Source organism: Novosphingobium sp. 1529 (assembly GCF_040544855.1).
GTDB classification, from domain to species: Bacteria; Pseudomonadota; Alphaproteobacteria; order Sphingomonadales; family Sphingomonadaceae; genus Novosphingobium; species Novosphingobium capsulatum.
Window position 1 is genome coordinate 94,042 of sequence record NZ_JBEPKW010000010.1, and the last position, 21,301, is coordinate 115,342.

Below are 21,301 nucleotides of genomic sequence, written 5' to 3' on the forward strand. Positions count from 1 at the left end.
GCGGCTTTTGCTTGCCCGCAAGGTCGGCCGCTATCGGGGATAAATTGCGGGTTTTGCGTGCTTTTGCCTTTGACAGCGCTTTTTTTCTCGGCTCTTTTCCGCCGCACCCGAAATCACGATTTTCCAACATTTGCTGTCCAGTAGATTGGTAGGGGGTTTCCGCACATGAACAAGAACGATCTGATCAGCGCCGTCGCCGATGTCAGCGGCCTGTCCAAGGGCGATGCCATCAAGGCTGTCGAAGCCGTGTTCGAATCGATTTCCGGCGCGCTGGCCAAGGGCGAGGAAGTGCGCCTGGTCGGCTTCGGCACGTTCTCGGTTGCCAAGCGCAAGGCGTCGACCGGCCGCAACCCCCGCACCGGCGAACCGATGGCAATCAAGGCTTCGGCCCAGCCCAAGTTCAAGGCCGGCAAGGGCCTTAAGGACGCGGTGAACTGACCCCATCGCGCCGCAAGGCAAAAAAAGAGGCCGCGTCGCATGCCGACGCGGCCTCTTTTTCATGTGGAAAAAGAAATTCCCGTGTTCCGCACAACGGCGGTTCAGTCCTCCACGCTCGGGCGTGTGGCGGCGGCATAGAGGGCAATGGCGGCCGCATTGGAGACATTGAGGCTTTCGATCGCACCGCTGATCGGCAGGCGGGCAATGGCATCGCAATGCTGCATCACGTTGTGCCGCATGCCTTCGCCCTCCGCGCCCAGCACCAGGGCCACCGGGCCGGCGGGCAGGGCATGGGGGAATTCCGCTTCGCCTTCGCCGTCCAGGCCGATTCGCCAATAGCCGGCCTCGGAAATCGATTCGAGCGCGCGCGCCAGGTTGACCACCCGCACCCACGGCACCGATTCCAGCGCGCCCGATGCCGATTTGGCCAGCGTGCCCGATTCGGGCGGGGCATGGCGATCCTGGGTGATCAGCGCGGCCACGTCGAACGCGGCACAGCTGCGCAGGATGGCGCCCACGTTGTGCGGGTCGGTCACCTGGTCGAGCAGGACCAGCGTGCGGCCCTCGGCCTCGTCCAGCACATCGTCCAGCGCCACGTCGTCCAGCGGCAGGCATTCCAGCACCAGGCCCTGGTGCGGCGCGTCGCGCGCCACCAGGCGGCCCAGATCCACCGCCTGGGCATATTCTACCGGCAGATCGCGCGGCAGTTCGGCGTCATGATCGTCCAGCATTTCCTGGATCGCCTCGCGCGTGCCCCACAGCTTCTTGGCGGTGCGGTTGGGGTTGGTCAGCGCCGCTTCCACGGCATGGCGGCCCCACAGCCGCACCGTGCCGGTGCTGCCACGGCCCGATCCGCGCCCACCCTGGTTGCGCCCGGCCCGGCCGCGCAATGAGCGGCTCTTCTTGCCACTGTCGTGGCGCTTGTCTTGGTCATCATCGTGGCGGGGCATTGCGAACACCTGTGCATAAAAATCGAAAACTGCATCGCCCTTAGCCAGCCCCCCCATTGACAGGCAAGCGATGGTTCGCCAAAGGGCCTCTCACTCGGCCGGACGGACCGGATCGCTTGCAGCGAAACGGCCCATTCAAATGCAGGAAAGCCTTGAAAAGGGCGCTCCTCGCACCGGCAAATCTGGTGTGGACAGGTGGCCGAGTGGTTAAAGGCAGCAGACTGTAAATCTGCCCGCGCAAGCGTACGCTAGTTCGAATCTAGCCCTGTCCACCACCAGTACTCGATTTCCTTAGTCTTCACGGGATATACCTCGTTTTTGAGGCGGGCCTCACGGCCGCCCCGGTCGTTGCGGCAGCGTCACCTGCGGGTTTGGCGTGGCGCTAGGCACCAGGCCATAGTCGTAGGTCTCGCTGGCTTTCCAGGTGTGGCCGCAAACCACATTGGTGCACTGGTAATAGATCTCGCGGTGGGTGTCGGTAACCGGCCGGCTCGATCGCCGTTGACCCGGTTGGTGGCAATGGGGGCAATGCAGGCGCCCGGTGCGCGGCTGCCCCGTGGTGGGGGATGGCATGGTGGATCTCCGTCTGTATCGATAAATCTATAATGCACCAATCTATCGTCTAAGCAATAGATAAATGAATTGCGGATTTATAGCTTAATCTATAAATCTCTATCCATGACACTGGGTGATCGCATTGCCGCGCGAATCAGCGCGTTGGGCCTGTCGCAGGCGGAACTGGCGCGCCGCGTCGGCATTTCACAGCCGAGCGTGAACCACCTCATCCGCAAGGGGGCGCAAGGGTCGCGTCATATCCACGCCATAGCCCGCGCTCTCGAAACGAGCGTCGAATATCTCACCGGTGAAACCGATGACCCCGCCAACGATGGTCGCCGTGCGCCGTCGGTTTCGGTAGTTGCTGGAGCCATGGGCCTGGTTGCCGTGCGCGAGGTCGATCTGGCGATCGGCCTGGGCGCCGCCTATATCGACCAGCCTATCGCCGATGTGCAGCGCATGTTTCCGCGCGAATGGCTCGATCTCTATACCCGTGCCCCGGCGGAAAGTCTGATCATTGCGCGCGGTTCCGGGGACAGCATGATCCCCACCATCCTCGATAACGATCTGCTGCTGATCGATACCAGCCAGGCCGTGCCGCGCCTGGCCGATCAGGTCTGGGCGGTCAGCTATTGCGGGCTGGGTTGCGTCAAGCGGCTGCGGCCCAGCAAGGATGGCGGCTGGCTGCTGATGGCCGACAATCCTGCCATTTCCCCGATCACTGCTTATGACGGGGAACTGCACGTGCTGGGCCGCGTCGTGGCCTATTTCCGCAAGATGTAGCGCGCCATGGCCCGTGCCAGTCGGGGATAGCCGGGCAGGGCAAGCGCCATCGCCAGCAGCGCTGCTGCGGCTGGTGGCCATTGGTGCAGGCCGGCATAGCAGGCTGCCACCGTGGGAAATACCGGCAGGGCGAGGCATTCGCGCCATACCAGCCCATGCCGGCCGGCGGGCGAAAGGCGCAGCCCCAGCCGGGCAATCGTGATGGTGCAGGTCGCTGCCAAGCTGATCAGCCAGCAGGGCCAGAACGGGGTGTGAAGGGGGATCATGGCGTGGTTCCTTTTGCCGTTGCCCCACCACAAAAGCCCAATTTGCCGCCCCGGACGATGCCACCCTGTTGTGCAGATTCCTTATACAACAAGGCTTTGCATGTAGTCGGTACGGCGCTGGTCGATCCCTGACAGCGGTTGGTGGCACTGGTGTGCGCCATACGCTTGCCGCGCGGCGCGCCAGCGCCTAGACCGGCGGCATGCCTGGTGACATTTTTGACAATCGCGGACGCGGCAATGCCGGTTGGTCCTGGCCCTCCATCCATCCCGAAGGACGCAAGTTCGGCGCCATTGCCGGTGGCATCGCGCTGATCGCGGCCATTTTCGGCGGCAGCATCGTGGCCTGGCCGTTCGTGTTCCTGACCCTTGGCGTGCTCGCGTTCTTCCGCGATCCGGTGCGCGTGACCCCGCGTGACGATCGCTTTGTCGTGGCGCCGGCCGACGGCCTGATCACGCTGATCCAGAAGGTGGCCCCGCCGCGCGAGCTTTCGGCCGACGATGGCAGCGGCCTTGCCGCCATGGACCCGACGCCGGTTACCCGCGTGTCGATCTTCATGTCGGTGTTCGACGTGCACGTGAATCGCACCCCGATCGGCGGCACGATCCGCCGCGTGGTCTATATTCCGGGCAAGTTCCTCAATGCCGATCTCGACAAGGCGAGCGAGGAAAACGAGCGCCAGCATTTTCTGGTGGAACGCAGCGACGGCGTGAAGATCGGCTTTACGCAGATCGCTGGCTTGGTTGCGCGGCGCATCGTGCCGTTCGTCAAGAGCGGGGACATCGTCGCCGTTGGCCAGCGGGTTGGCCTCATTCGCTTTGGCAGCCGCGTTGATGTCTATCTGCCCGTCGGCACGGAGCCCAAGGTGCTGATCGGCCAGCGCGTGGTGGCCGGCGAAACCATCCTGGCCGAAATCGGCGATGCACCGCTGATCGAGGGCATCAGCCAGTGACCTTGCCGGCAGAGGACGAAGAGGCATTTTCGGGTGAAGACTTTGGCCGCCACCGGCTGCCGCGCGGGCTTACCCTGCGCGCGCTGGTGCCCAATGCCATTACCTCTGCTGCGTTATGCTGCGGGCTGACCGGTATTCGCTTTGCCATTGGTGGTGATTTCCGCGGCGCGGTGCTGGCGGTCATTCTCGCCGGCATGCTCGATGGCATCGATGGCCGTGTGGCGCGTCTGATGAAGGCGCAGTCGCGCTTTGGCGCAGAGCTGGACAGCCTGTCCGATGCCATCTCGTTTGGTGTGGCCCCGGCGCTGATCCTCTACCTCTGGTCGTTGCAGCAGATGCCGCGCTTTGGCTGGTTTGCGGCGCTGGCGCTGGCGGTATGCTGCGCCTTGCGCCTCGCCCGCTTCAACGCCCGCATCGACATGGAAGAGCAGCCGCACAAGTCCGCCGGCTTTCTTACTGGCGTTCCCGCCCCGGCCGGCGCCGGCCTGTCGTTTCTGCCGCTTTACCTGTGGGTGGCGAGCGGCCGCGACGAGTTTCGTCAGCCGATCTTCGTGGCGATCTGGGCGGCGCTTATGGCGTTCATGATGATTTCCAACATGGCGACGCCGGGCTGGTCATCGTTCCGTCCGCGCAAGACCATCCGGTTGGAACTGATCGCGCTGACCGGGCTGGTCTTTGCGGCGCTGCTAACAGAACCTTGGCTGACCCTGGTGGGAATTTGTGCGCTCTATCTTGCGCTGATTCCAGTGGGTGTGGTGCGCTATGCCCGGCTCAAGCGGCAGCGCGCCGCGCCGCTTTCGTAACCACGCCAGCAGCCGGGCGCGGCGAGGGGCGGCGCACCGTGCTGCGCACCAGCGGCGGCAGCGCCGGGGTCGCCGGCGCGGCGGTGGCCAGCGGGCTGTCGATCAGCCGCGCCAGGAAAGCGCGATCGAGGTCCAGCGCATCGGCCTGCTCCAGCGCGCGGGCATCGGCCAGCAACTGGCGAATGGCGCCAAGCTGGCCGCGCCAGGTGGCCGCAACGGCAACCAGGGCTGCAACGCCGGCGCCGGCAATGACGAGCGAAGCGAGAATGGCGAGCATGGCGATGCCTTTCCGAAGACAAGAGGGCAGGTGCCAAGCAGGGCGTCCTGTGCCCAAGGCTTGACAGCAAGCGCTTGTGTTGTGGATAACTCGATCGTTCCTGAACGGTTCCTGTTTGGCCCGTCGACGCCCCAAATGTTCCACTTTTGTTCCGGTGCGTCAACTGGAATTTCAAACACATCTGCGCTCGTGCTAAGTGTTTGTGCTTATGTCGAAAATCGATGAAACAGTGTTCGCGGCGCGGTGATTCGGGCGTGGAACAGCTGCGCCAGGGCGTGTTTTGCCTGCGCCGGGCAGGTTATCCCCGCGAATCACTGCTAAGGGCATTTCCGGTGGCATTGCCGCTTTGCGCGCGCTATGGGCGCCGCAGCCCAGCGGTGATTCGCGGCATTTCCGCCGCCATCATGACAGCAGGGCCAGTCCACATGGGGCGCGCACATACCGGTGCCAGCTGCGGGTTCTCCGCGCGGTTCCAGCGCTCCAGAGGTGAAACCGGAAGGAAATGATTATGGCGGCTCCCGTCGTCACCATGCAGCAACTGATCGAGGCCGGTGCCCACTTCGGCCACCAGACCCACCGCTGGAACCCGCGGATGAAGCCGTACATCTTCGGCGCCCGCAACGGCATCCACATCCTCGACCTGTCGCAGACCGTTCCGCTGATGTCGCGCGCGCTCGAGTTCATCTCGGCCACCGTGCAGGCCGGCGGCAAGGTGCTGTTCGTCGGCACCAAGCGCCAGGCGCAGGAACCGATCGCCCAGGCCGCCCGCGCTTCGGGTCAGCACTATGTCAACCACCGCTGGCTGGGCGGCATGCTCACCAACTGGAAGACCATCTCGGGCTCGATCAAGCGCTTCAAGGCGCTGGAAGAACAGCTTTCGGGTGACACCGCCGGTCTCACCAAGAAGGAAGTGCTCCAGCTCACCCGCGAGCGTGACAAGTTCGAACTGTCGCTCGGCGGTATCCGCGACATGGGCGGCATCCCCGACGTGATGTTCGTGATCGACGCCAACAAGGAAGAACTGGCGATCAAGGAAGCCAACGTGCTGGGTATCCCAGTCGTGGCGATCCTCGACTCCAACGTTTCGCCCGAAGGCATCGCGTTCCCGATCCCGGCGAACGACGACGCCAGCCGCGCCATCCGCCTCTATTGCGAAGCCGTGGCCGCCGCTGCCACCAAGGGCGGCCGTGACGCTGCCTATGCTTCGGGCGTGGACCTGGGCGCGCTGGACGAGCCGGTTGCCGAAGAAGCCGTCGAAGGCTGATTGCAGGCTGACATGACGGGGGCGGCGCCGCGATCGGCGCCGTCACCGAATTGTCCCGTTTCATGAAGTAGGGCCGCGGCGCGTGCAGCCGCGGCCGCACCGTTTCAGACAAAGGACAAACGCGATGGCTTACACCGCCGCTGACGTGAAGAACCTGCGCGAGCGCACTGGCGCCGGCATGATGGACTGCAAGAAGGCGCTCGACGAAGCCGCCGGCGATTTCGAAGCCGCGGTTGACGCGCTGCGCGCCAAGGGCCTTGCCGCCGCCGCCAAGAAGTCGAGCCGCACCGCCGCCGAAGGCCTCGTGGGCGTGGCGGTTTCGGGCACCAAGGGCGTCGCCGTCGAAGTGAACTCGGAAACCGACTTCGTCGCCAAGAACGAGCAGTTCCAGGACTTCGTGCGCAAGTCGACCGAAGTGGCGCTGGAAACCGGCGCGGCCGACGTGGAAGCTCTCAAGGCTGCTGCCTATCCGGACGGCGGCACCGTGGCCGACAAGCTGACCAACAACGTTGCCACCATCGGTGAAAACCAGCAGCTGCGCCGCATCAAGCACGTCGCTGTGTCGAACGGCATCGTCGTGCCCTACATGCACAACGCCGCTGCCACCAACCTCGGCAAGATCGGCGTGCTCGTCGCGCTCGAATCCGAAGCTGGCGCCGACGTGCTCGAGCCGCTCGGCAAGCAGATCGCGATGCACATCGCCGCTGCTTTCCCGCTGGCGCTCAATGCCGAAGACCTCGACGCCGAGCTGATCGCCCGCGAACGCAAGATCGCGGCTGAAAAGGCAGCTGAAAGCGGCAAGCCCGCCGAAGTGCAGGCCAAGATGGTCGATGGCGCCGTGGCCAAGTATGCCAAGGAAAACGCCCTGCTGTCGCAGCTGTTCGTGATGGACAACAAGACCCCGATCGCCCAGGTCGTCGAAGCGGCTGGCAAGGCTGCTGGCACCAAGATCGCCCTCGTTGACTACGTCCGCTTCCAGCTGGGCGAAGGCATCGAAAAGGAAGAGACCGACTTCGCCGCCGAAGTGGCGGCCGCTGCCGGCATCAAGTAAGCATTGCTTTTCGCGTCCCCGCGCAACCGGGGCCTGGCCTTGCCCGTGCGGCAATGCGCCGGGTTCCTGTTGCAGCGGGGACGTTTGCGTTTGCGAAAACCGCAGCGGCGCCCTTGGCAGGGCCTGTGCGCTGCGTATAAGGGCGCGACCAGGGGTGGAGGGGCCGCCGGTTGCGCGCCAACCCGCCTTCATCCCGACCCTTTTTTGCGAGACCCGGACGCCCCATGACCACCCCTGCAAAGTTCAAGCGCATCCTGCTCAAGCTTTCTGGCGAAGTGCTCATGGGCAACCAGCAGTTCGGCATCGATACCGATTTCGTCGCCGCGCTCGCCGCCGAAGTGAAGGCTGCCAAGGAAACCGGCCTCGAAATCTGCCTGGTTATTGGCGGCGGCAACATCTTTCGCGGGATGGCTGGCGCTGCCAAGGGCATGGACCGCGCCCAGGCCGATTACATGGGCATGCTGGCCACGGTGATGAACGCACTGGCGATGCAGTCCGCCCTCGAAAAGCTGGGCGTCGACACCCGCGTGCAATCGGCCGTGCAGATGGACCAGGTGTGCGAACCCGTCATCCGCCGCCGCGCCGAACGCCATCTGGCCAAGGGCCGCGTGGTGATCTTTGCCGCCGGCGTTGGGGCGCCCTATTTCACCACCGATTCCGGCGCAGCGCTGCGTGCGGCCGAAATGCAGTGTGATGCGCTGTTCAAGGGCACCAGCGTCGATGGCGTCTATAATGCCGATCCCAAGAAGGACGCGGCGGCCAAGCGCTTTGACACCATCGACTATGACACCGTGCTGGCGCACAACCTGCAGGTGATGGATGCCTCGGCCGTGGCGCTGTGCCGCGACAACAATATTCCCATCGTCGTGTTCTCGATCCGCGAGCAGGGCAACCTTGCCCGCGTGCTGGCCGGAGAGGGCACGCAGACCATCGTTCGGAAGGAAGCCTGATCCATGGCAAAGTATGACAAAGGCGATCTTGAGCGCCGCATGAAGGGCGCTGTCGAATCGCTCAAGGGCGATCTCGCCGGCCTGCGCACGGGCCGTGCCAACACCGCGCTGCTCGATCCGATCACGGTCGAAGTCTATGGCAGCCACATGCCCTTGAACCAGCTGGCCACCGTGTCTGCACCCGAACCGCGCCTGCTTTCGGTGCAGGTGTGGGACAAGTCGAACGTCGGCCCGGTGGAAAAGGCGATCCGTTCGGCCGGCCTTGGCCTCAACCCGATCAACGATGGCAACAACCTGCGCCTGCCGATCCCGGACCTGACCGAGGAACGCCGCAAGGAACTGGCCAAGCTGGCCAGCAAGTATGCCGAAGGCGCCCGCATTGCCGTGCGCAACGTGCGCCGCGATGGCATGGAAGCCTTGAAGGCGGACGAGGCCAAGAAGGAAATCTCGGAAGACGAGCGCAAGCGCCTGGAAACCGAAGTCCAGAAGCTGACCGACGAGACGATCAAGGCCGTGGACGACGCTGCCGCCCATAAGGAAAAGGAAATCCTGGGCAAGTGAGCGCCGCGCCGGTTCCCGTGCCGCAGGTTCGCGACGGGGGCGATGGCGCCCCCTTGGCCCGCCACGTTGCCATCATCATGGATGGCAACGGGCGCTGGGCCAAGAAGCGGTTCATGCCCCGTGCGTTTGGCCACAAGCGCGGCGTGGAAGCCGTGCGCGCGGCCGTGCGCGCCGCGGGCGACCTGGGGCTCGAGGCGCTGACGCTCTATGCCTTCAGCTCAGAGAACTGGAAGCGCCCGGCCGACGAGATTTCCGATCTCATGGGCCTGCTGCGCGCGTTCATCCGCAGCGATATCGACGAGATCGACCGCAATGGCGTGCGGCTCAAGATCATCGGCGAATACCGCGCGCTGGCACCCGATCTGGTGCAACTGATCGATGATGCCGTGGCGCGCACCGCCGGCAATACTCGGCTCACGCTGGCAATCGCGCTCAACTATGGCTCGCAGCAGGAAATTGCCCGCGCCGCTGCCCGCGCCGCTGCCAAGGGCGAGATCACGCCCGAAACCATCGCGGCCGAGCTTGATACGGCAGACCTGCCGCCGCTCGACCTGCTGATCCGCACTTCGGGCGAGGTGCGCCTGTCGAATTTCCTGCTGTGGCAGGCCGCCTATGCCGAAATGGTGTTTACCCCGGTGTTGTGGCCCGATTTCACCCCCGATCACTTGCGCGCCGCGCTTGATCAGTTTGCCGAGCGGGAGCGGCGCTTTGGCGGACGCTGATCCTGCCGTGGCCGCACAACCGCAACCGGCCAAGCGTTCCGACCTGCCCCTGCGCCTCGCGTCGGCTGTGGTCATGCTGGCCGTGGCTGGCCTGGCCGTGTGGCGCGGTGGGGTGGCGCTCGATGCCTTCATCGCGGCTGTCGGCCTGGTCGTATTTGGCGAATATGTTCGCCTGGTGGCACGCATCGCTCCCGATCCGGCGCGCATGGTCGCCGGGGTCATTACCGGCGCGGTCTATATCGGCTGGGGCGCCCTGGCGCTGATCGTGATGCCCACGCCCTTGCTGGTGGCGGTCATCGGCCTGGTAATCTGCACCGATACGGGCGCCTACTTCACCGGCCGCGCCCTGGGCGGCCCCAAGATCGCGCCGCGCATCAGCCCGTCGAAAACCTGGTCGGGCCTGGCCGGTGGCATGGCCGCCGCTGGGCTGTGGACTGGGCTGTTCACGCTGGGCGGCGCCTGGCTGATCAGCGGCCTTGGCCCCACCGGGCCGAGCCTGGCAGAGGCGTTGCATATCGCGAACCTGGGGGTGGCAGCCCTGGCCGGCGCCGTGTTGGCCGTGGCGGCGCAGGCGGGCGATTTCTACGAATCGTGGCTCAAGCGGCGGGCGGGGGTCAAGGATTCCTCGCGCCTCATCCCGGGGCACGGCGGCTTTTTCGATCGCGTTGACGGGCTGTTGCCGGTGGCCATCATCGTTGGCACGGCCTGGGCGCTGGGGGCACCGGCATGACCGCGCAACGTTCCATCACCATCCTGGGGGCCACCGGTTCGATCGGCACGTCGACGCTCGATCTGGTGCGCCGCAATCCCGCTGCCTTCCGCGTCGAGGCGCTTACCGCCCACGCCCAGGTGGCCGAACTGGCCGCGCTCGCCCGCGAATTTTCCGCGCGCCTGGCCGTGGTCGGTGATCCTGCCCGCCTGGCAGACCTGCGTGCGGCGCTTGCCGGCACCGATATCGCGGTGGCCGCTGGCCCTGACGCGTTGGTCGAGGCGGCCGCGCGCGGCGCCGATATCACCGTGGCCGCCATCGTCGGCTGTGCCGGCCTGGCGCCTACCATGGCGGCGATCGAATGTGGCCGCACCGTGGCCTTGGCCAACAAGGAAGCGCTGGTTTCCGCGGGCGAGGTGATGACCGCGGCCGTGGCGCGCAGCGGCGCCACGCTGCTGCCGGTCGATTCTGAACACAACGCGATCTTCCAGTGCCTTGCGGGCAATGCGCCCGAGCACGTGCGGATGATCACGCTGACTGCCAGTGGTGGCCCGTTCCGCGATTGGGCGGCCGATCGCCTGCCCCATGCGACACCCGCCCAGGCGGTGAAGCATCCCAATTGGTCGATGGGCGCCAAGATCAGCGTCGATTCGGCCACGATGATGAACAAGGGGCTCGAGTTCATCGAGGCGTTTCACCTGTTCCCCGTGGGGGTGGAGCGGCTGCGCATCCTGGTCCATCCGCAATCGATCGTGCATTCGATGGTCGAATATCGCGATGGCTCTACCCTGGCGCAGCTTGGTCCTTCAGATATGCGCGTGCCGATCGCCTCGTGCCTGGCTTGGCCGGCGCGGATGGACACGCCCTGTGCGCCGCTCGATCTTGCCGAGATCGGCGAACTCACGTTTCGCCAGCCCGACGAATCGCGCTTTCCTGCCACGCGCTTGGCGCGCGAGGCGGTGATCGCCGGGGGCGCAGCGCCGGCCGTGCTCAATGCCGCGAATGAAATCGCGGTGGCTGCGTTCCTGGCTGGTAAGATCGGGTTCACGCAAATCGTGGCATGTGTGCAGGCTGTGCTGGATCGTGGCCTGCCGCCGCCGCCTGCCTGCCTGGCAGATGTGATTGCGGTTGACCACGAAGCCCGCTTGCGCACACATGCGCATATGGAGCCCGTTCGTTGATGCAGACCCCCGGCCTATTGATCAGTTTTCTGGGCTTCGTGCTCGTGCTGGGGCCACTCGTCTTCCTTCACGAACTGGGTCACTATCTGGTTGGTCGCTGGTGCGGGGTAAAGGCCGATGTCTTTTCGATCGGGTTTGGCCGTGAACTGATCGGCTGGACCGACAAGCGCGGCACGCGCTGGAAGCTCTCGCTGCTGCCGCTGGGTGGTTATGTCCAGTTCGCTGGAGACATGAGCCCGACGAGCAAGCCGACGTCGGAATGGCTGGCATTGCCGGCGGCAGAGCGCAACCGCACGTTCCAGGCCAAGGCGCTGTGGCAGCGCGCGCTGATCGTGCTGGCGGGCCCGGTTACCAACCTGCTGGTTGCGCTGGTGATCCTGTCGGGCTTTACCATGGCCTATGGCAAGCTGGTCGTGCCGCCCGTGATCGGCGTGGTGCAGCCCGGCTCGGTGGCGGAAAAGGCTGGCGTGCGGGTGGGCGATCGCGTCGTGGCGATGCGCGGAAGCGCGATCGATACTTTCCTCGACGTCAAGATGACCGTGGCGCAGCACCCTGGCGAGCCGCTTGACTTGGTGGTGGAGCGCGGCGGCAAGCGCCAGACGCTGCCCGTGGTTGCCGGCACCCGCGCGGATTCCGATCGCTTTGGCAACGTTCAGAAAATCGGCTTCATCGGGGTGGGCCCGGCCAGTGTTGAACTGGTCCGTGTCGGCCCTCTGGCGGCAGTGGCCGATGGCGCACGACAGATGCGCGGCATTGTCGATACCATGGTCACCGGCATCGTGCAGATCGCAACCGGCCGGCGCGAGGTGAAGGAACTGGGCGGCCCGATCAAGATCGCCAAGTTCTCTGGCGAGCAGCTGGTCTCGGGCTGGCAGCCGTTCGTGTTCTTCGTCGCGCTGATTTCGATTAATCTGGGATTCATCAATCTCTTGCCAATTCCCGTGCTCGACGGGGGGCATCTGGCCTTCTACCTGGCAGAGGCGGTGCGCCGCCGGCCGGTCAGTGCGCGCGGCCAGGAATGGGCGTTTCGCACCGGCCTGGCGCTGGTGGTGGCCCTGATGCTGATCGTCACGGTCAACGATGTTGCCTCGCTCGACCTGTTCGGTGCGCATGGCCTGTTTGGAGCAAAGGTTTTCGGCGGCTGACCGGTTTGGTTGGCGCCGCATGGGCGCAGGATGATCGGCCAGCGGCCGGGCAGGGGGCTCGGCAGGCCGAAGGCGCATTATTTTCCACAATATGCGGGGTGAATGCGGTGCCTTGCACCATGCTTGCTTGATTGGCACAGCGGCATCGGGCACAGGGCTGCGGTGCCGAAAATCCGGCAACCGCCATCGTGGCGGAACATTACGAATTCAGACGGGATGGCGCTTGGTGATGAATGAACGGTACGCGAGCCTGACCGCCCCCGCCGCAGCGCGGGCATCGAACCCGGCAACGGCGCGGGTTTCGACTCTCGCGGTGGCGCTGCTTGCCTCGACCACGCTGGGCAATCCGGCCCTGGCGCAGAGCGCGCCCAAGGCAAAGGCCGCGTCTGCTCCGGCATCTGCCACTGCCCCGGCCAACGCTCCGGCCGCGCCCGCCGTGGCAGCGCCGGCCGAGCCGGTGCAACTGGTGCGTTCGATCACCATCGACGGTGCCCAGCGCCTCGAACCCGATACGATTCGCTCCTACATCCGCCTGCGCGAAGGCGATCGCTATACCCAGGCCGCGGCCGACCAGGTGCTCAAGGACCTGTTCGCCACTGAACTGTTTGCCGACGTGCAGGTGCGCAACAACGCGGGCGCGGTGACCATCCAGGTCAAGGAAAACCCGGTCGTCAACCGCATCATCCTGGAAGGCAACAAGCGCCTCAAGGAAGACAAGATCCTGCCCGAGATCAAGCTCTCGGCGCGCCAGATCTTCACGCGGTCCAAGGTGCGCGCCGACGTGTCGCGCATCATCGAGCTGTACAAGCGGCAGGGCCGATTCGCCGCCTCGGTCGAGCCCAAGATGGTCATGCTCGACCAGAACCGCGTCGATATCGTGTTCGAGATCACCGAAGGGCCCAAGTCCAAGGTTCGCCAGATCAACATCATCGGCAACCAGCAGTTTTCCGATACCGAACTGCGCACCGAGATGGTGACCAAGCAGGCCCGCGCGTTCCGCCTGTTCTCGTCGGGCACCAGCTACGATCCCGATCGCCTCGCGTTCGACCAGCAGAAGCTGCGCCAGTTCTACCTGACCAAGGGCTATGCCGATTTCCGCGTGGTTTCGGCCGTGGCCGAACTGACGCCAGACAAGAAGGACTTCATCATCACGTACGTGGTGGAGGAAGGGAAGCGCTACAAGTTCGGCGACGTGAAGGTGGACAGCCAGCTGCGCGAGATCGACGGCGACAGCCTGGTCAAGAAGCTGCCGATGAAGGCGGGTGACTGGTACAACGCCAAGCTGGTCGAAGACACCGTCGACAGTCTGAGCGAGACGGCGGGCAGCCTGGGCTATGCCTTTGCCAACGTGCAGCCCGATTTCGCGCGGAACAAGGATGACCTCACCATGGGCATCACGTTCCGCATCGCTGACGCGCCGCGCGTCTATGTCGAACGTGTCGATGTCAACGGCAACACGCTGACCCAGGACAAGGTGATCCGTCGCGAATTCCGCCTCGCGGAAGGTGACGCGTTCAATTCCTACCAGATCAAGCGCTCGTCCAACCGCATCAAGTCGCTCGGCTATTTCCAGGAAAAGTTCGAGGTTGAGCAGAAGCCGGGCACCACGCCCGATCGCATCGCGCTCGAAGCCAACGTGGAAGAAAAGCCCACCGGCGAACTGCAGCTCTCGGCCGGTTTCTCCAGCCTGGAAAGCTTCATCTTCCAGGCCTCGATCCGCCAGAACAACTTCCGTGGTCGCGGGCAAACGCTGGGCCTCTCGGTCGATTATTCCTACTATTCGCGCAGCGTCCAGCTGAGCTTTACCGAGCCCTATCTGTTCGATCGCAACATCTCGATGGGCGTTGACGTCTATCGCCGCGATTACAACAGCTTCAACTACCTCAATTCCAACCGCAACACGACGTACAAGCAGACCACGACCGGCTTCCAGATCCGCGCCGGCGTGCCGCTGACCGAGTACATGTCGCTGATCGGCCGCTACACGTTCAACATCGATGACGTGACGCTGGACGAGGCCACCTATTACCTCAACGGCACCTGCAGCCCGCTGCTGGCCGGTCGTTACCTGTGCGATGCCATTGGCCACCGCACCAGCTCGATCTTCGGCACCTCGGTGGTCTACGATACGCTCGATAACCGCCTGCGTCCGACCAAGGGCACCTCGTGGCTGCTGAGCGGCGACATCGCCGGGCTCGGCGGTTCAGTCAAGTATGCCCGCATCACCGCCAATGCCGCGCATTACTGGCCGGTGGGCAAGGGCTTCGTGTTCAGCCTGCGCGGCGAAGGTGGCGCGATCGAGCCGCTCGCCAGCCGTTCGTCGGATCCCACCGTGGACGATGTGCGCCTGACCGACCGCTTCTTCCTGGGCCAGCCGCAGATGCGCGGCTTCGACATTCGCGGCGTGGGCCCGCGCGTGCTGCGCAAGTACTACTCGCGCAATTCCGATGGCACGTTCGGCGCGATCACCACCGACCGCAATTCGTGGGCGGACGACGCCCTGGGCGGCCGTTACTATTACATCGGCCATGCCGAGCTTGAAATTCCGCTTGGTGCCGGTGCCCGCGAAATGGGCTTGCGTCCGTCGATCTTCATGGACGCCGGTGCGGTGTGGGGCGTGCGTCGCCCGGCCACCAGCACGGGCGTGGTGCTCTATACCGATGCGCTTACCGGCAAGATCACCACGGCCGCCAATGCCTCTGACGGCACGGCCAACAGCACATACCAGAAGTACGACGAAGTCTTCGTTGGCAACTCGCCGCAGCCGCGCATTTCGATCGGCATCGGCGTTAACTGGAACTCGCCCTTCGGCCCGTTCCGCATCGACTTCGCCAAGGTCTTGAAGAAGGTCGACGGCGACGACACCCAGCCCATCACTTTCAACGTGGGAACCCAGTTCTGATGAAACTCCGCATTGCCTCGGCCCTGATCGCGGGCCTGATGATCTCGGCTGCCCCCGCAGCCATGGCCGCAGCCCCCGCCGCCGCGTCGACCGCTCCGGTTGCCAACGGCATCGCCTATGCCAACCCGCAGGCGATCGTCGGTTCGTCGTCGGCCTATCAGACCGCGATGCAGCAGCGCCCGGTCACCTACAAGGCCCAAATCGACCAGGCCAAGACCCGCAGCGACCAGATCAACGCCCAGCTCAAGCCGCTGGCCGACAAGTTCCAGGCTGATCAGAAGAACCCCAAGGCCGATCGCGCTGCGCTCGAAGCCGAAGTGGGCCAGATTCAGCAGATCCAGGAAGACGGCAAGCGCGAGATCCAGCAGATCCTCGCTCCGCTGAACCTGGCTGAACAGTATGTGATCGAGCAGATCTCCGACAAGCTGGACGAAGCCACCCAGCGCGCGATGGCCAAGCGCCGCGCCACCATCGTGCTTGATGTGCAGGCCGTGGTGAAGGGCGATCCGGCCTCGAACATCAGCCAGGACATCCTGACCGAACTCAACGCCCTGATCCCCACCGCGCAGCTCGTGCCGCCGGCTGGCTGGATGCCGCGCGCCCAGCGTGAAGCGATGGCGCAGCAGCAGGCCCAGCAGGGCGCCGCGCCCGCCGCTTCGGGCGCCAAGGCGCCGGAAGGCCGCTAAGGCAAGGCATACGGGGATCCAATGACGCAGGAAGTCCAGGCCGAAACGGCCGCGCCGCTCTCGTTCGACGTGACCAAGGTGATGGCGGCGCTGCCGCATCGCTATCCCTTGCTGCTGGTCGATCGCGTGGCCTCGCTCGTGGTGGGTGAACGCATCCACGCGATCAAGGCCGTGACCATGAACGAGCAGTTCTTCCAGGGTCATTTCCCCGGCCGGCCGATCATGCCCGGCGTGCTCCAGATCGAGGCGCTGGCCCAGGCGGCCGGCGTCCTCGCGGTGGAAACGCTCGGCCTGGCCGGCTCTGGCAAACTTGTCTATTTCATGGCGATCGAAAACGCGAAGTTCCGCACGCCGGTAGAGCCGGGTTGCCTGCTCGACCTGCACGTGGAATTCACGCAGATGCGTTCGCGTGTGTGCAAGTTTGCCGGCAAGGCCATGCTGGGTGACAAGATCGCCACCGAGTGCAGCTTTACCGCAATGATCGCCGATAGCTGAGTTCAGTCAGCGCTTACGGTACATGACTCGACAAGCGGCGCCCTTTCGATTAGGGGCGCCGCTTTCGAGTTTACATCTCTCGTTTCCCAGCCGCCGGTCGGAACCGGCGGCACATCGGAGCAGTCCCATGAAGGCCAACATCCACCCCGACTACCACTTCATCAAGGTGCAGATGACCGACGGCACCGTGTTCGAAACCCGCTCCACCTGGGGCAAGGAAGGCGACACGCTGGCTCTCGACATCGACCCCACCTCGCACCCGGCCTGGACCGGTGGCAACCAGCGTCTGCTGGACCAGGGTGGCCGCGTGGCCCAGTTCAACAAGCGCTTCGGTGGTCTCACTCTCAAGAAGTGAGCGGCCGCGATCGGGCAGGGCCACGTGCCTTGCCCGCGCGAGCGCGGACCAGGGGCGGCTTCGGCCGCCCTTTTTCGTATCTGCCGCGCCCGCCGCGTCTGCGGCTGGTGAAATCCATGGCCAAGGGTGCTTGCCATGGCCGGGGGGAGCCATAAGGTAACACCATGCAACCAACGCCCTCTGCCTCCGGTTTGCCGGCCACGTCACTCGATCGCCTGCTCGGTTACCAGTTGCGCCGTGCCTCGGCTGTGATGATGGCTGATCTGGCACGCGAGCTGGCCGATCTTGAAATGCGCCCGGCCGAAGTGACCGCGCTGCTGGTGATCGGCGAAAACCCCGGCTGCTCGCAAACCGAAGTGGGGCAGGTGCTGGGGATCAAGCGCGCCAACATGGTGCCGATCATCTCGCGGCTGATGGATCGTGACCTGATCGATCGCGAACGCGCCGATGGGCGCAGCCATGCGCTGCGCGTCACGGACACCGGGGCGGCGGTAGTGGCCGATGCCCTGGCCCGGATCGAGCGGCACGAGACGCGCTTTTCCGAGCTGTTCGACACGGCCACACTCGATGCGCTCCATGCCGCGTTGCCGCTGATTCGCGGGCAGCGGGACGAGGCCGAGGGCTGACCTTGGCTGCCTGACGCTCCCGGCGTTCAGGCCGGGTTGCCTCGAAAGCGGATTGGCTTGGCTCCAAAGCGGCGCCGGCCTTGCTTGCTTGGGCCGCGCCCTGGGCGCAATTCCACCGCATGAACCGGGCGCTGCTGCCTGCGGCGGAGGCAGGCTTTTCTCTGGTGGAACTGATGGTGGCCCTGGCAATCGCCGGATTGGCCGCCACGGCCGTGATTCTCAATCTGCCGTCCACTACGGCCACGCCCGCGATCGCTGTACAGCGCCTGGCCGTGCGGCTGGCCGCCGCGCGCGACATGGCGGTGATCGCGGGCCGGCCGGTGGCGGTCACGCTAGATGCGACCGGCTATGCCTTTGCCCAGCGCCGTGATGGCGCCTGGGTCGATCCGGCTGATCGCCGCCTGCGCCGCCAGGCCTGGCCGGCCGGGGTCGCCCTGGCACCATCGGCGGGGCAGGGCAGCGCGCGGCATCTGGTGTTCGATGCGATGGGCATGGCCAATGCGCCGCTGGCCATCACGCTTTCGGCCGGCACTGGCACGGCCGTTGTGCGCGTAGCCCGCGATGGCGTCGTGGCGATTGGTGGGGCCAGGCCGTGATGACGGCGCCACATGGCCAGGCCGCGCCGCCCAGCGAGGCCGGCTTTTCGCTGCTCGAGGTCATGGTCGCGCTGGCGGTCTTCGCGATCGCGGCACTGGCACTGCTGCGGCTGGAGGCGGCAGGCCTCGCTGGCAGCGCCACGCTCGACCGGCGCTTCCTGCGCGAGGTGGAGGCAGGCAACCAGGCGACGCAATGGCGTGCAGACCCGGGCGGTGGCGCGCCTGGCATCGCGGGCGGCATCGTCGTCAACGGCGGTCGGCGCCTGGCCTGGCAGCGGGTGGTGCGCCGCGATGGTGCGGTGCTGGTGGCGCAAATCTCGGTGCGCGCGCTCGATGCTCCGCAAGAGGTTGCCGTGGCGCGCGCCGTGCGCGCTGCGCCATGACCGTTCTGCCGCCCGGCGAGCGGGGCTTCAGCCTGGTCGAGATGCTGGTTGCCCTGGCGGTCTTTGCCCTGATCGCCACGGCGGCGTTGGCCTTGTTGCGCGGCACTGCAAGCAGCGAACGCACGCTGCGCCATCACGATGCTGCGGCTGGGCAACTGCGCCGCATGGTTGCGCTGTGGCAGGCCGATCTGAGCCAGGCCGAGCCACGCCTTGGCCTGGCCACCGGGGGCGATGGCGTGCTGCTGGCCCTGGTGCGCGATGGCTGGGCCAACCCCGACGGATTGCCCCGGCCGCCGCTGGAGCGCCTGGAATACCGCTGGACCGGCCAGGCGCTGGTGCGGCGTAGCTATCCCCAACTGGGGGGCGCTGCTGCAGATATCGATCTGGCCGTGCTGCCGCTGACCACGCCGCCGCGCCTGCGGCTGCGCGACGCGGCGGGGCAATGGCATCAGGGCCAATGGACAAGGCCCGATTTCCCCGTGGCCGCCGAACTGGTCATCGCGCCTTCGGGCCTGGCGGGCCCTTTGCGCCTCGTCTCGCCGTTGGGGCAGCCGTGAGCGTGGCACAGCCCCCGCCGCACGAACGCGGCGCGGCGCTGCTGGGTGTGCTGCTGCTGGTGGCGATCATGGCCGTGCTGGCCGGCCTGATGCTCGATCGGCTGGGTCTGGCCACGCGGCTGGCGGGCAATGCGCAGGCGCAGGCAGCTGCCCGCCGCGCCCTGGCCGAAGGGGAAGTGCGGTTGCTTGCCAGGCTTGCCCAGCCCGGCGGCGCGCTTCACCGGGCGGAGCGTGGCGGTTGGGCGGTGCCGCGCGGGCAGATTGCCTGGCAACTGGCGCCGGGTGGCAACTGCTTCAACATCAACGCGCTGGTTGATGCGGCGCCCGATGGCACGCTGCGCGTGCGCCCGGCGGGCCTGCTCGAACTGCGCGCGCTGATGGCCTCGCTCGGTATCGGCAGCAGCCAGGCCGCGTCATTGGCTGCGGCCATGGCCGATTGGATCGATAGCGACGCGCTATCCTTGCCTGATGGCGCAGAAGATGCCGACTATGCCCGCCTGGCTGCGCCCTATCGCACCGCAGGCCGCCCGCTCGTGGCCGTGGGCGAACTGCGCGCGGTGCGTGGCATGACTGGGGCCCTCTATACGCGGCTTGCCCCCTGGCTCTGTGCCTTGCCCGAGGTGGGCAGCTCGCCTATCGCGCTGGGCAGCCTGGTGCCGGGGCAGGGGCGCCTTCTGGCAATGTTCGCGCCCGATGCGCTGAGCGTGGCGCGGGCCGAGCAGATCATCGCCCAGGCGCCACCCGGCGGCTATCGCGATCTGGCCTCTGCGCTGGGCGCGGGGCAGGGGCTGGCGACCGGGGAAATCGTGCTGGTCGATCGCTGGCTGCGGGCGCGGCTGGTCGCCACGATCGATTCGCAAGCCTTGGAGGAAGAGCTGCTGATCGATGCCGGCACCACCCCGCCACGGATCGCCGGGCGCAACTGGGGCGAGGCGGCTGATCGCTGAAAAAGTTATCCCCCGATGCAAGTTTTCCCTTTTCAAGGCGGCAGGATTGTTGCAAGGGCGGCCACCCGAACGGAGCACGCATTTGCAGCTTCGCTCGGAACGCGGAACAACGCCCCAGGGCGCCGCCGTGGCGATCGTAGCTCAGTTGGTTAGAGCGCCGGTTTGTGGTACCGGAGGTCGGGGGTTCGAACCCCCTCGATCGCCCCATTTCTCCCGACATGACAAGACATTCCCTGCGGGGGGCCCGGCGCGGCATTGGCGCGCCCGTTTCATCCCAAGGTTCAAGGCCTTCGCGCCGCTGTTTTGCTTGCCCTTGATCTGGCGCAATGGCACAGCATGCGGGCCGGGCCATGCCCGGTGGAGAAGGATCCCAAGTTCAAAAACATGCACGGTTTTGCGAACCCCGCCCGATTCCTGCGGCTTGCCCGCTGGCTCATGCCGCTGTTGCTGGGGGTTGGCCTGGTCCTGGCCTTTGGCGCGCTGGCCTGGGGCCTGCTGATGGTGCCGCCTGACCGGCTGATGGGGCAGACCGTGCGCATCCTGTTCATCCACGTGCCCTGCGCCTGGCTGGGCATGGCGGGGTGGACCACGATCGCGGTGTCGAGCCTGGTTGAACTGGTCTGGCGCCACCCGTTGGCGGCCATCGCGGCGCGCGCGGCGGCGGTGCCGGGCGCAGCATTCACGGCTATGTGCCTGATCACCGGATCGATCTGGGCACGGCCCACCTGGGGCACATGGTGGGTGTGGGATGGCCGCTTGACCAGCTATCTCATTCTGCTGTTCCTCTATTTCGGCTATATCGCGCTGGCTGGCGCGGCGCAGCGCGATGCCGCCGCCGGCAGCGGGGCCAGCCGCATCACCGCCATCTTCGGCATGGTTGGCGCGATCAATATCCCGATCATCAACCGTTCGGTGGTGTGGTGGAACAGCCTGCACCAGCCCGCCTCGATCACGATGGGCAAATCGGCCATCGATGCCACGTTCCTGTGGCCGCTGCTGATCGGCGCGCTGGGCTTTTCCTGCATTTTTGGCGGTGTCGTGCTGGCGCGCATGCGCACGCTTCTGGCCGATATCCAGGCCGAGGCGCGCCTGCGCCGCAAGGCCATGGCCTGATGTTGCACCGCGCGCTGCTGTTCCACGGAAACCCGC

26 protein-coding genes and 2 tRNA genes are annotated in these 21,301 nt (G+C 65.8%); 24 read left to right on the forward strand and 4 right to left on the reverse strand.

Annotation, left to right across the window (positions count from 1 at the left end; all coding sequences use genetic code 11):
- Nucleotides 1-165 precede the first annotated feature (165 nt).
- Nucleotides 166-438 carry an HU family DNA-binding protein gene (locus ABIC78_RS16770; protein WP_022677331.1) on the forward strand — a complete coding sequence of 91 codons (273 nt, stop codon included), beginning with the start codon at nt 166-168 and terminating at the stop codon, nt 436-438.
- A 101-nt stretch (nt 439-539) separates the two neighbouring features.
- Here the strand turns inward: ABIC78_RS16770 and rlmB are convergent, their stop codons facing one another.
- Nucleotides 540-1,388, reverse strand: coding sequence for a 23S rRNA (guanosine(2251)-2'-O)-methyltransferase RlmB (rlmB, locus tag ABIC78_RS16775; protein ID WP_054132586.1), 849 nt, complete (start codon nt 1,386-1,388; stop codon nt 540-542).
- A gap of 189 nt (nt 1,389-1,577) precedes the next feature.
- Here rlmB and ABIC78_RS16780 point away from each other — a divergent pair.
- Nucleotides 1,578-1,663: transfer RNA gene (locus tag ABIC78_RS16780), tRNA-Tyr, on the forward strand.
- 55 nt (nt 1,664-1,718) lie between these two features.
- Here the strand turns inward: ABIC78_RS16780 and ABIC78_RS16785 are convergent.
- Nucleotides 1,719-1,961, reverse strand: a complete 243-nt coding sequence (locus ABIC78_RS16785; RefSeq protein ID WP_082209206.1) for an Ogr/Delta-like zinc finger protein — start codon at nt 1,959-1,961, stop codon at nt 1,719-1,721.
- 105 nt (nt 1,962-2,066) lie between these two features.
- Between ABIC78_RS16785 and ABIC78_RS16790 the strand changes: the two genes are divergently transcribed.
- The gene (locus ABIC78_RS16790; protein WP_022677329.1) at nt 2,067-2,726 is read left to right on the forward strand and encodes a S24 family peptidase; all 660 of its coding nucleotides are present in this window, start codon (nt 2,067-2,069) and stop codon (nt 2,724-2,726) included.
- Here ABIC78_RS16790 and ABIC78_RS16795 read toward each other — a convergent pair.
- Nucleotides 2,708-2,992 (reverse strand): hypothetical protein, encoded by a 285-nt coding sequence (locus tag ABIC78_RS16795; RefSeq protein WP_054132579.1) that lies wholly within the window; start codon nt 2,990-2,992, stop codon nt 2,708-2,710. The two genes, ABIC78_RS16790 and ABIC78_RS16795, sit on opposite strands and share 19 nt — an antisense overlap.
- 200 nt (nt 2,993-3,192) lie before the next feature.
- On the opposite strand from ABIC78_RS16795, the gene ABIC78_RS16800 reads away from it, so the two are divergent.
- Nucleotides 3,193-3,942: a phosphatidylserine decarboxylase gene (locus tag ABIC78_RS16800; RefSeq protein ID WP_022677327.1), complete on the forward strand. Its 750-nt coding sequence runs from the start codon at nt 3,193-3,195 to the stop codon at nt 3,940-3,942.
- 2 nt (nt 3,943-3,944) lie between these two features.
- Entirely contained in the window at nt 3,945-4,745 is an 801-nt protein-coding gene (locus tag ABIC78_RS16805) for a CDP-alcohol phosphatidyltransferase family protein (RefSeq protein ID WP_354490991.1), read from the forward strand.
- Here the strand turns inward: ABIC78_RS16805 and ABIC78_RS16810 are convergent.
- Nucleotides 4,714-5,022: a hypothetical protein gene (locus tag ABIC78_RS16810; protein ID WP_354490916.1), complete on the reverse strand. Its 309-nt coding sequence runs from the start codon at nt 5,020-5,022 to the stop codon at nt 4,714-4,716. The genes ABIC78_RS16805 and ABIC78_RS16810 overlap by 32 nt on opposite strands.
- 508 nt (nt 5,023-5,530) lie before the next feature.
- Between ABIC78_RS16810 and rpsB the strand changes: the two genes are divergently transcribed.
- The 19 genes from rpsB to ccmC all read left to right on the forward strand — a co-directional run bounded on the left by rpsB (nt 5,531) and on the right by ccmC (nt 21,265).
- Complete coding sequence (gene rpsB, locus ABIC78_RS16815; RefSeq protein ID WP_062784960.1) at nt 5,531-6,286, forward strand: 30S ribosomal protein S2; 756 nt, start codon at nt 5,531-5,533, stop codon at nt 6,284-6,286.
- A gap of 124 nt (nt 6,287-6,410) precedes the next feature.
- The gene (tsf, locus tag ABIC78_RS16820; RefSeq protein ID WP_062784959.1) at nt 6,411-7,337 is read left to right on the forward strand and encodes a translation elongation factor Ts; all 927 of its coding nucleotides are present in this window, start codon (nt 6,411-6,413) and stop codon (nt 7,335-7,337) included.
- A gap of 224 nt (nt 7,338-7,561) precedes the next feature.
- Nucleotides 7,562-8,287 carry a UMP kinase gene (gene pyrH, locus ABIC78_RS16825; protein WP_022677323.1) on the forward strand — a complete coding sequence of 242 codons (726 nt, stop codon included), beginning with the start codon at nt 7,562-7,564 and terminating at the stop codon, nt 8,285-8,287.
- Nucleotides 8,288-8,290: 3 nt separating this feature from the next.
- Nucleotides 8,291-8,848, forward strand: a complete 558-nt coding sequence (frr, locus tag ABIC78_RS16830; RefSeq protein WP_022677322.1) for a ribosome recycling factor — start codon at nt 8,291-8,293, stop codon at nt 8,846-8,848.
- A gap of 77 nt (nt 8,849-8,925) precedes the next feature.
- Nucleotides 8,926-9,570, forward strand: a complete 645-nt coding sequence (uppS, locus tag ABIC78_RS16835; RefSeq protein WP_051146413.1) for a polyprenyl diphosphate synthase — start codon at nt 8,926-8,928, stop codon at nt 9,568-9,570.
- Nucleotides 9,557-10,300, forward strand: a complete 744-nt coding sequence (locus ABIC78_RS16840) for a phosphatidate cytidylyltransferase (RefSeq protein ID WP_354490919.1) — start codon at nt 9,557-9,559, stop codon at nt 10,298-10,300. Before uppS ends, ABIC78_RS16840 begins: the two co-directional genes overlap by 14 nt.
- Nucleotides 10,297-11,460 carry a 1-deoxy-D-xylulose-5-phosphate reductoisomerase gene (locus ABIC78_RS16845; protein WP_354490921.1) on the forward strand — a complete coding sequence of 388 codons (1,164 nt, stop codon included), beginning with the start codon at nt 10,297-10,299 and terminating at the stop codon, nt 11,458-11,460. The genes ABIC78_RS16840 and ABIC78_RS16845 overlap by 4 nt, the downstream gene beginning before the upstream one ends.
- The gene (rseP, locus tag ABIC78_RS16850; protein ID WP_028658134.1) at nt 11,457-12,605 is read left to right on the forward strand and encodes an RIP metalloprotease RseP; all 1,149 of its coding nucleotides are present in this window, start codon (nt 11,457-11,459) and stop codon (nt 12,603-12,605) included. The genes ABIC78_RS16845 and rseP overlap by 4 nt, the downstream gene beginning before the upstream one ends.
- A 229-nt stretch (nt 12,606-12,834) precedes the next feature.
- The gene (gene bamA / locus ABIC78_RS16855; RefSeq protein WP_354490923.1) at nt 12,835-15,507 is read left to right on the forward strand and encodes an outer membrane protein assembly factor BamA; all 2,673 of its coding nucleotides are present in this window, start codon (nt 12,835-12,837) and stop codon (nt 15,505-15,507) included.
- Nucleotides 15,507-16,193, forward strand: a complete 687-nt coding sequence (locus tag ABIC78_RS16860; protein ID WP_022677316.1) for an OmpH family outer membrane protein — start codon at nt 15,507-15,509, stop codon at nt 16,191-16,193. Before bamA ends, ABIC78_RS16860 begins: the two co-directional genes overlap by 1 nt.
- Before the next feature lie 21 nt (nt 16,194-16,214).
- Entirely contained in the window at nt 16,215-16,688 is a 474-nt protein-coding gene (fabZ, locus tag ABIC78_RS16865) for a 3-hydroxyacyl-ACP dehydratase FabZ (RefSeq protein WP_022677315.1), read from the forward strand.
- A gap of 127 nt (nt 16,689-16,815) precedes the next feature.
- A complete protein-coding gene (gene rpmE / locus ABIC78_RS16870; protein WP_022677314.1) occupies nt 16,816-17,043 on the forward strand; it encodes a 50S ribosomal protein L31 in 228 nt (75 codons plus the stop codon).
- Between the two features lie 164 nt (nt 17,044-17,207).
- The gene (locus ABIC78_RS16875) at nt 17,208-17,669 is read left to right on the forward strand and encodes a MarR family winged helix-turn-helix transcriptional regulator (protein WP_107718257.1); all 462 of its coding nucleotides are present in this window, start codon (nt 17,208-17,210) and stop codon (nt 17,667-17,669) included.
- 119 nt (nt 17,670-17,788) lie between these two features.
- Nucleotides 17,789-18,265, forward strand: a complete 477-nt coding sequence (locus ABIC78_RS16880) for a GspH/FimT family pseudopilin (protein ID WP_354490926.1) — start codon at nt 17,789-17,791, stop codon at nt 18,263-18,265.
- Nucleotides 18,265-18,648 carry a type II secretion system minor pseudopilin GspI gene (gspI, locus tag ABIC78_RS16885; RefSeq protein WP_062784948.1) on the forward strand — a complete coding sequence of 128 codons (384 nt, stop codon included), beginning with the start codon at nt 18,265-18,267 and terminating at the stop codon, nt 18,646-18,648. Before ABIC78_RS16880 ends, gspI begins: the two co-directional genes overlap by 1 nt.
- Nucleotides 18,645-19,205, forward strand: coding sequence for a type II secretion system protein GspJ (locus tag ABIC78_RS16890; protein ID WP_168352911.1), 561 nt, complete (start codon nt 18,645-18,647; stop codon nt 19,203-19,205). The genes gspI and ABIC78_RS16890 overlap by 4 nt, the downstream gene beginning before the upstream one ends.
- 2 nt (nt 19,206-19,207) lie before the next feature.
- The gene (gene gspK / locus ABIC78_RS16895; RefSeq protein WP_354490929.1) at nt 19,208-20,152 is read left to right on the forward strand and encodes a type II secretion system minor pseudopilin GspK; all 945 of its coding nucleotides are present in this window, start codon (nt 19,208-19,210) and stop codon (nt 20,150-20,152) included.
- Nucleotides 20,153-20,282: 130 nt separating this feature from the next.
- Nucleotides 20,283-20,359 (forward strand) — tRNA-His (locus ABIC78_RS16900).
- Between the two features lie 177 nt (nt 20,360-20,536).
- Nucleotides 20,537-21,265 carry a heme ABC transporter permease CcmC gene (gene ccmC / locus ABIC78_RS16905; protein WP_309805578.1) on the forward strand — a complete coding sequence of 243 codons (729 nt, stop codon included), beginning with the start codon at nt 20,537-20,539 and terminating at the stop codon, nt 21,263-21,265.
- The last annotated feature ends 36 nt before the right edge of the window (nt 21,266-21,301 follow it).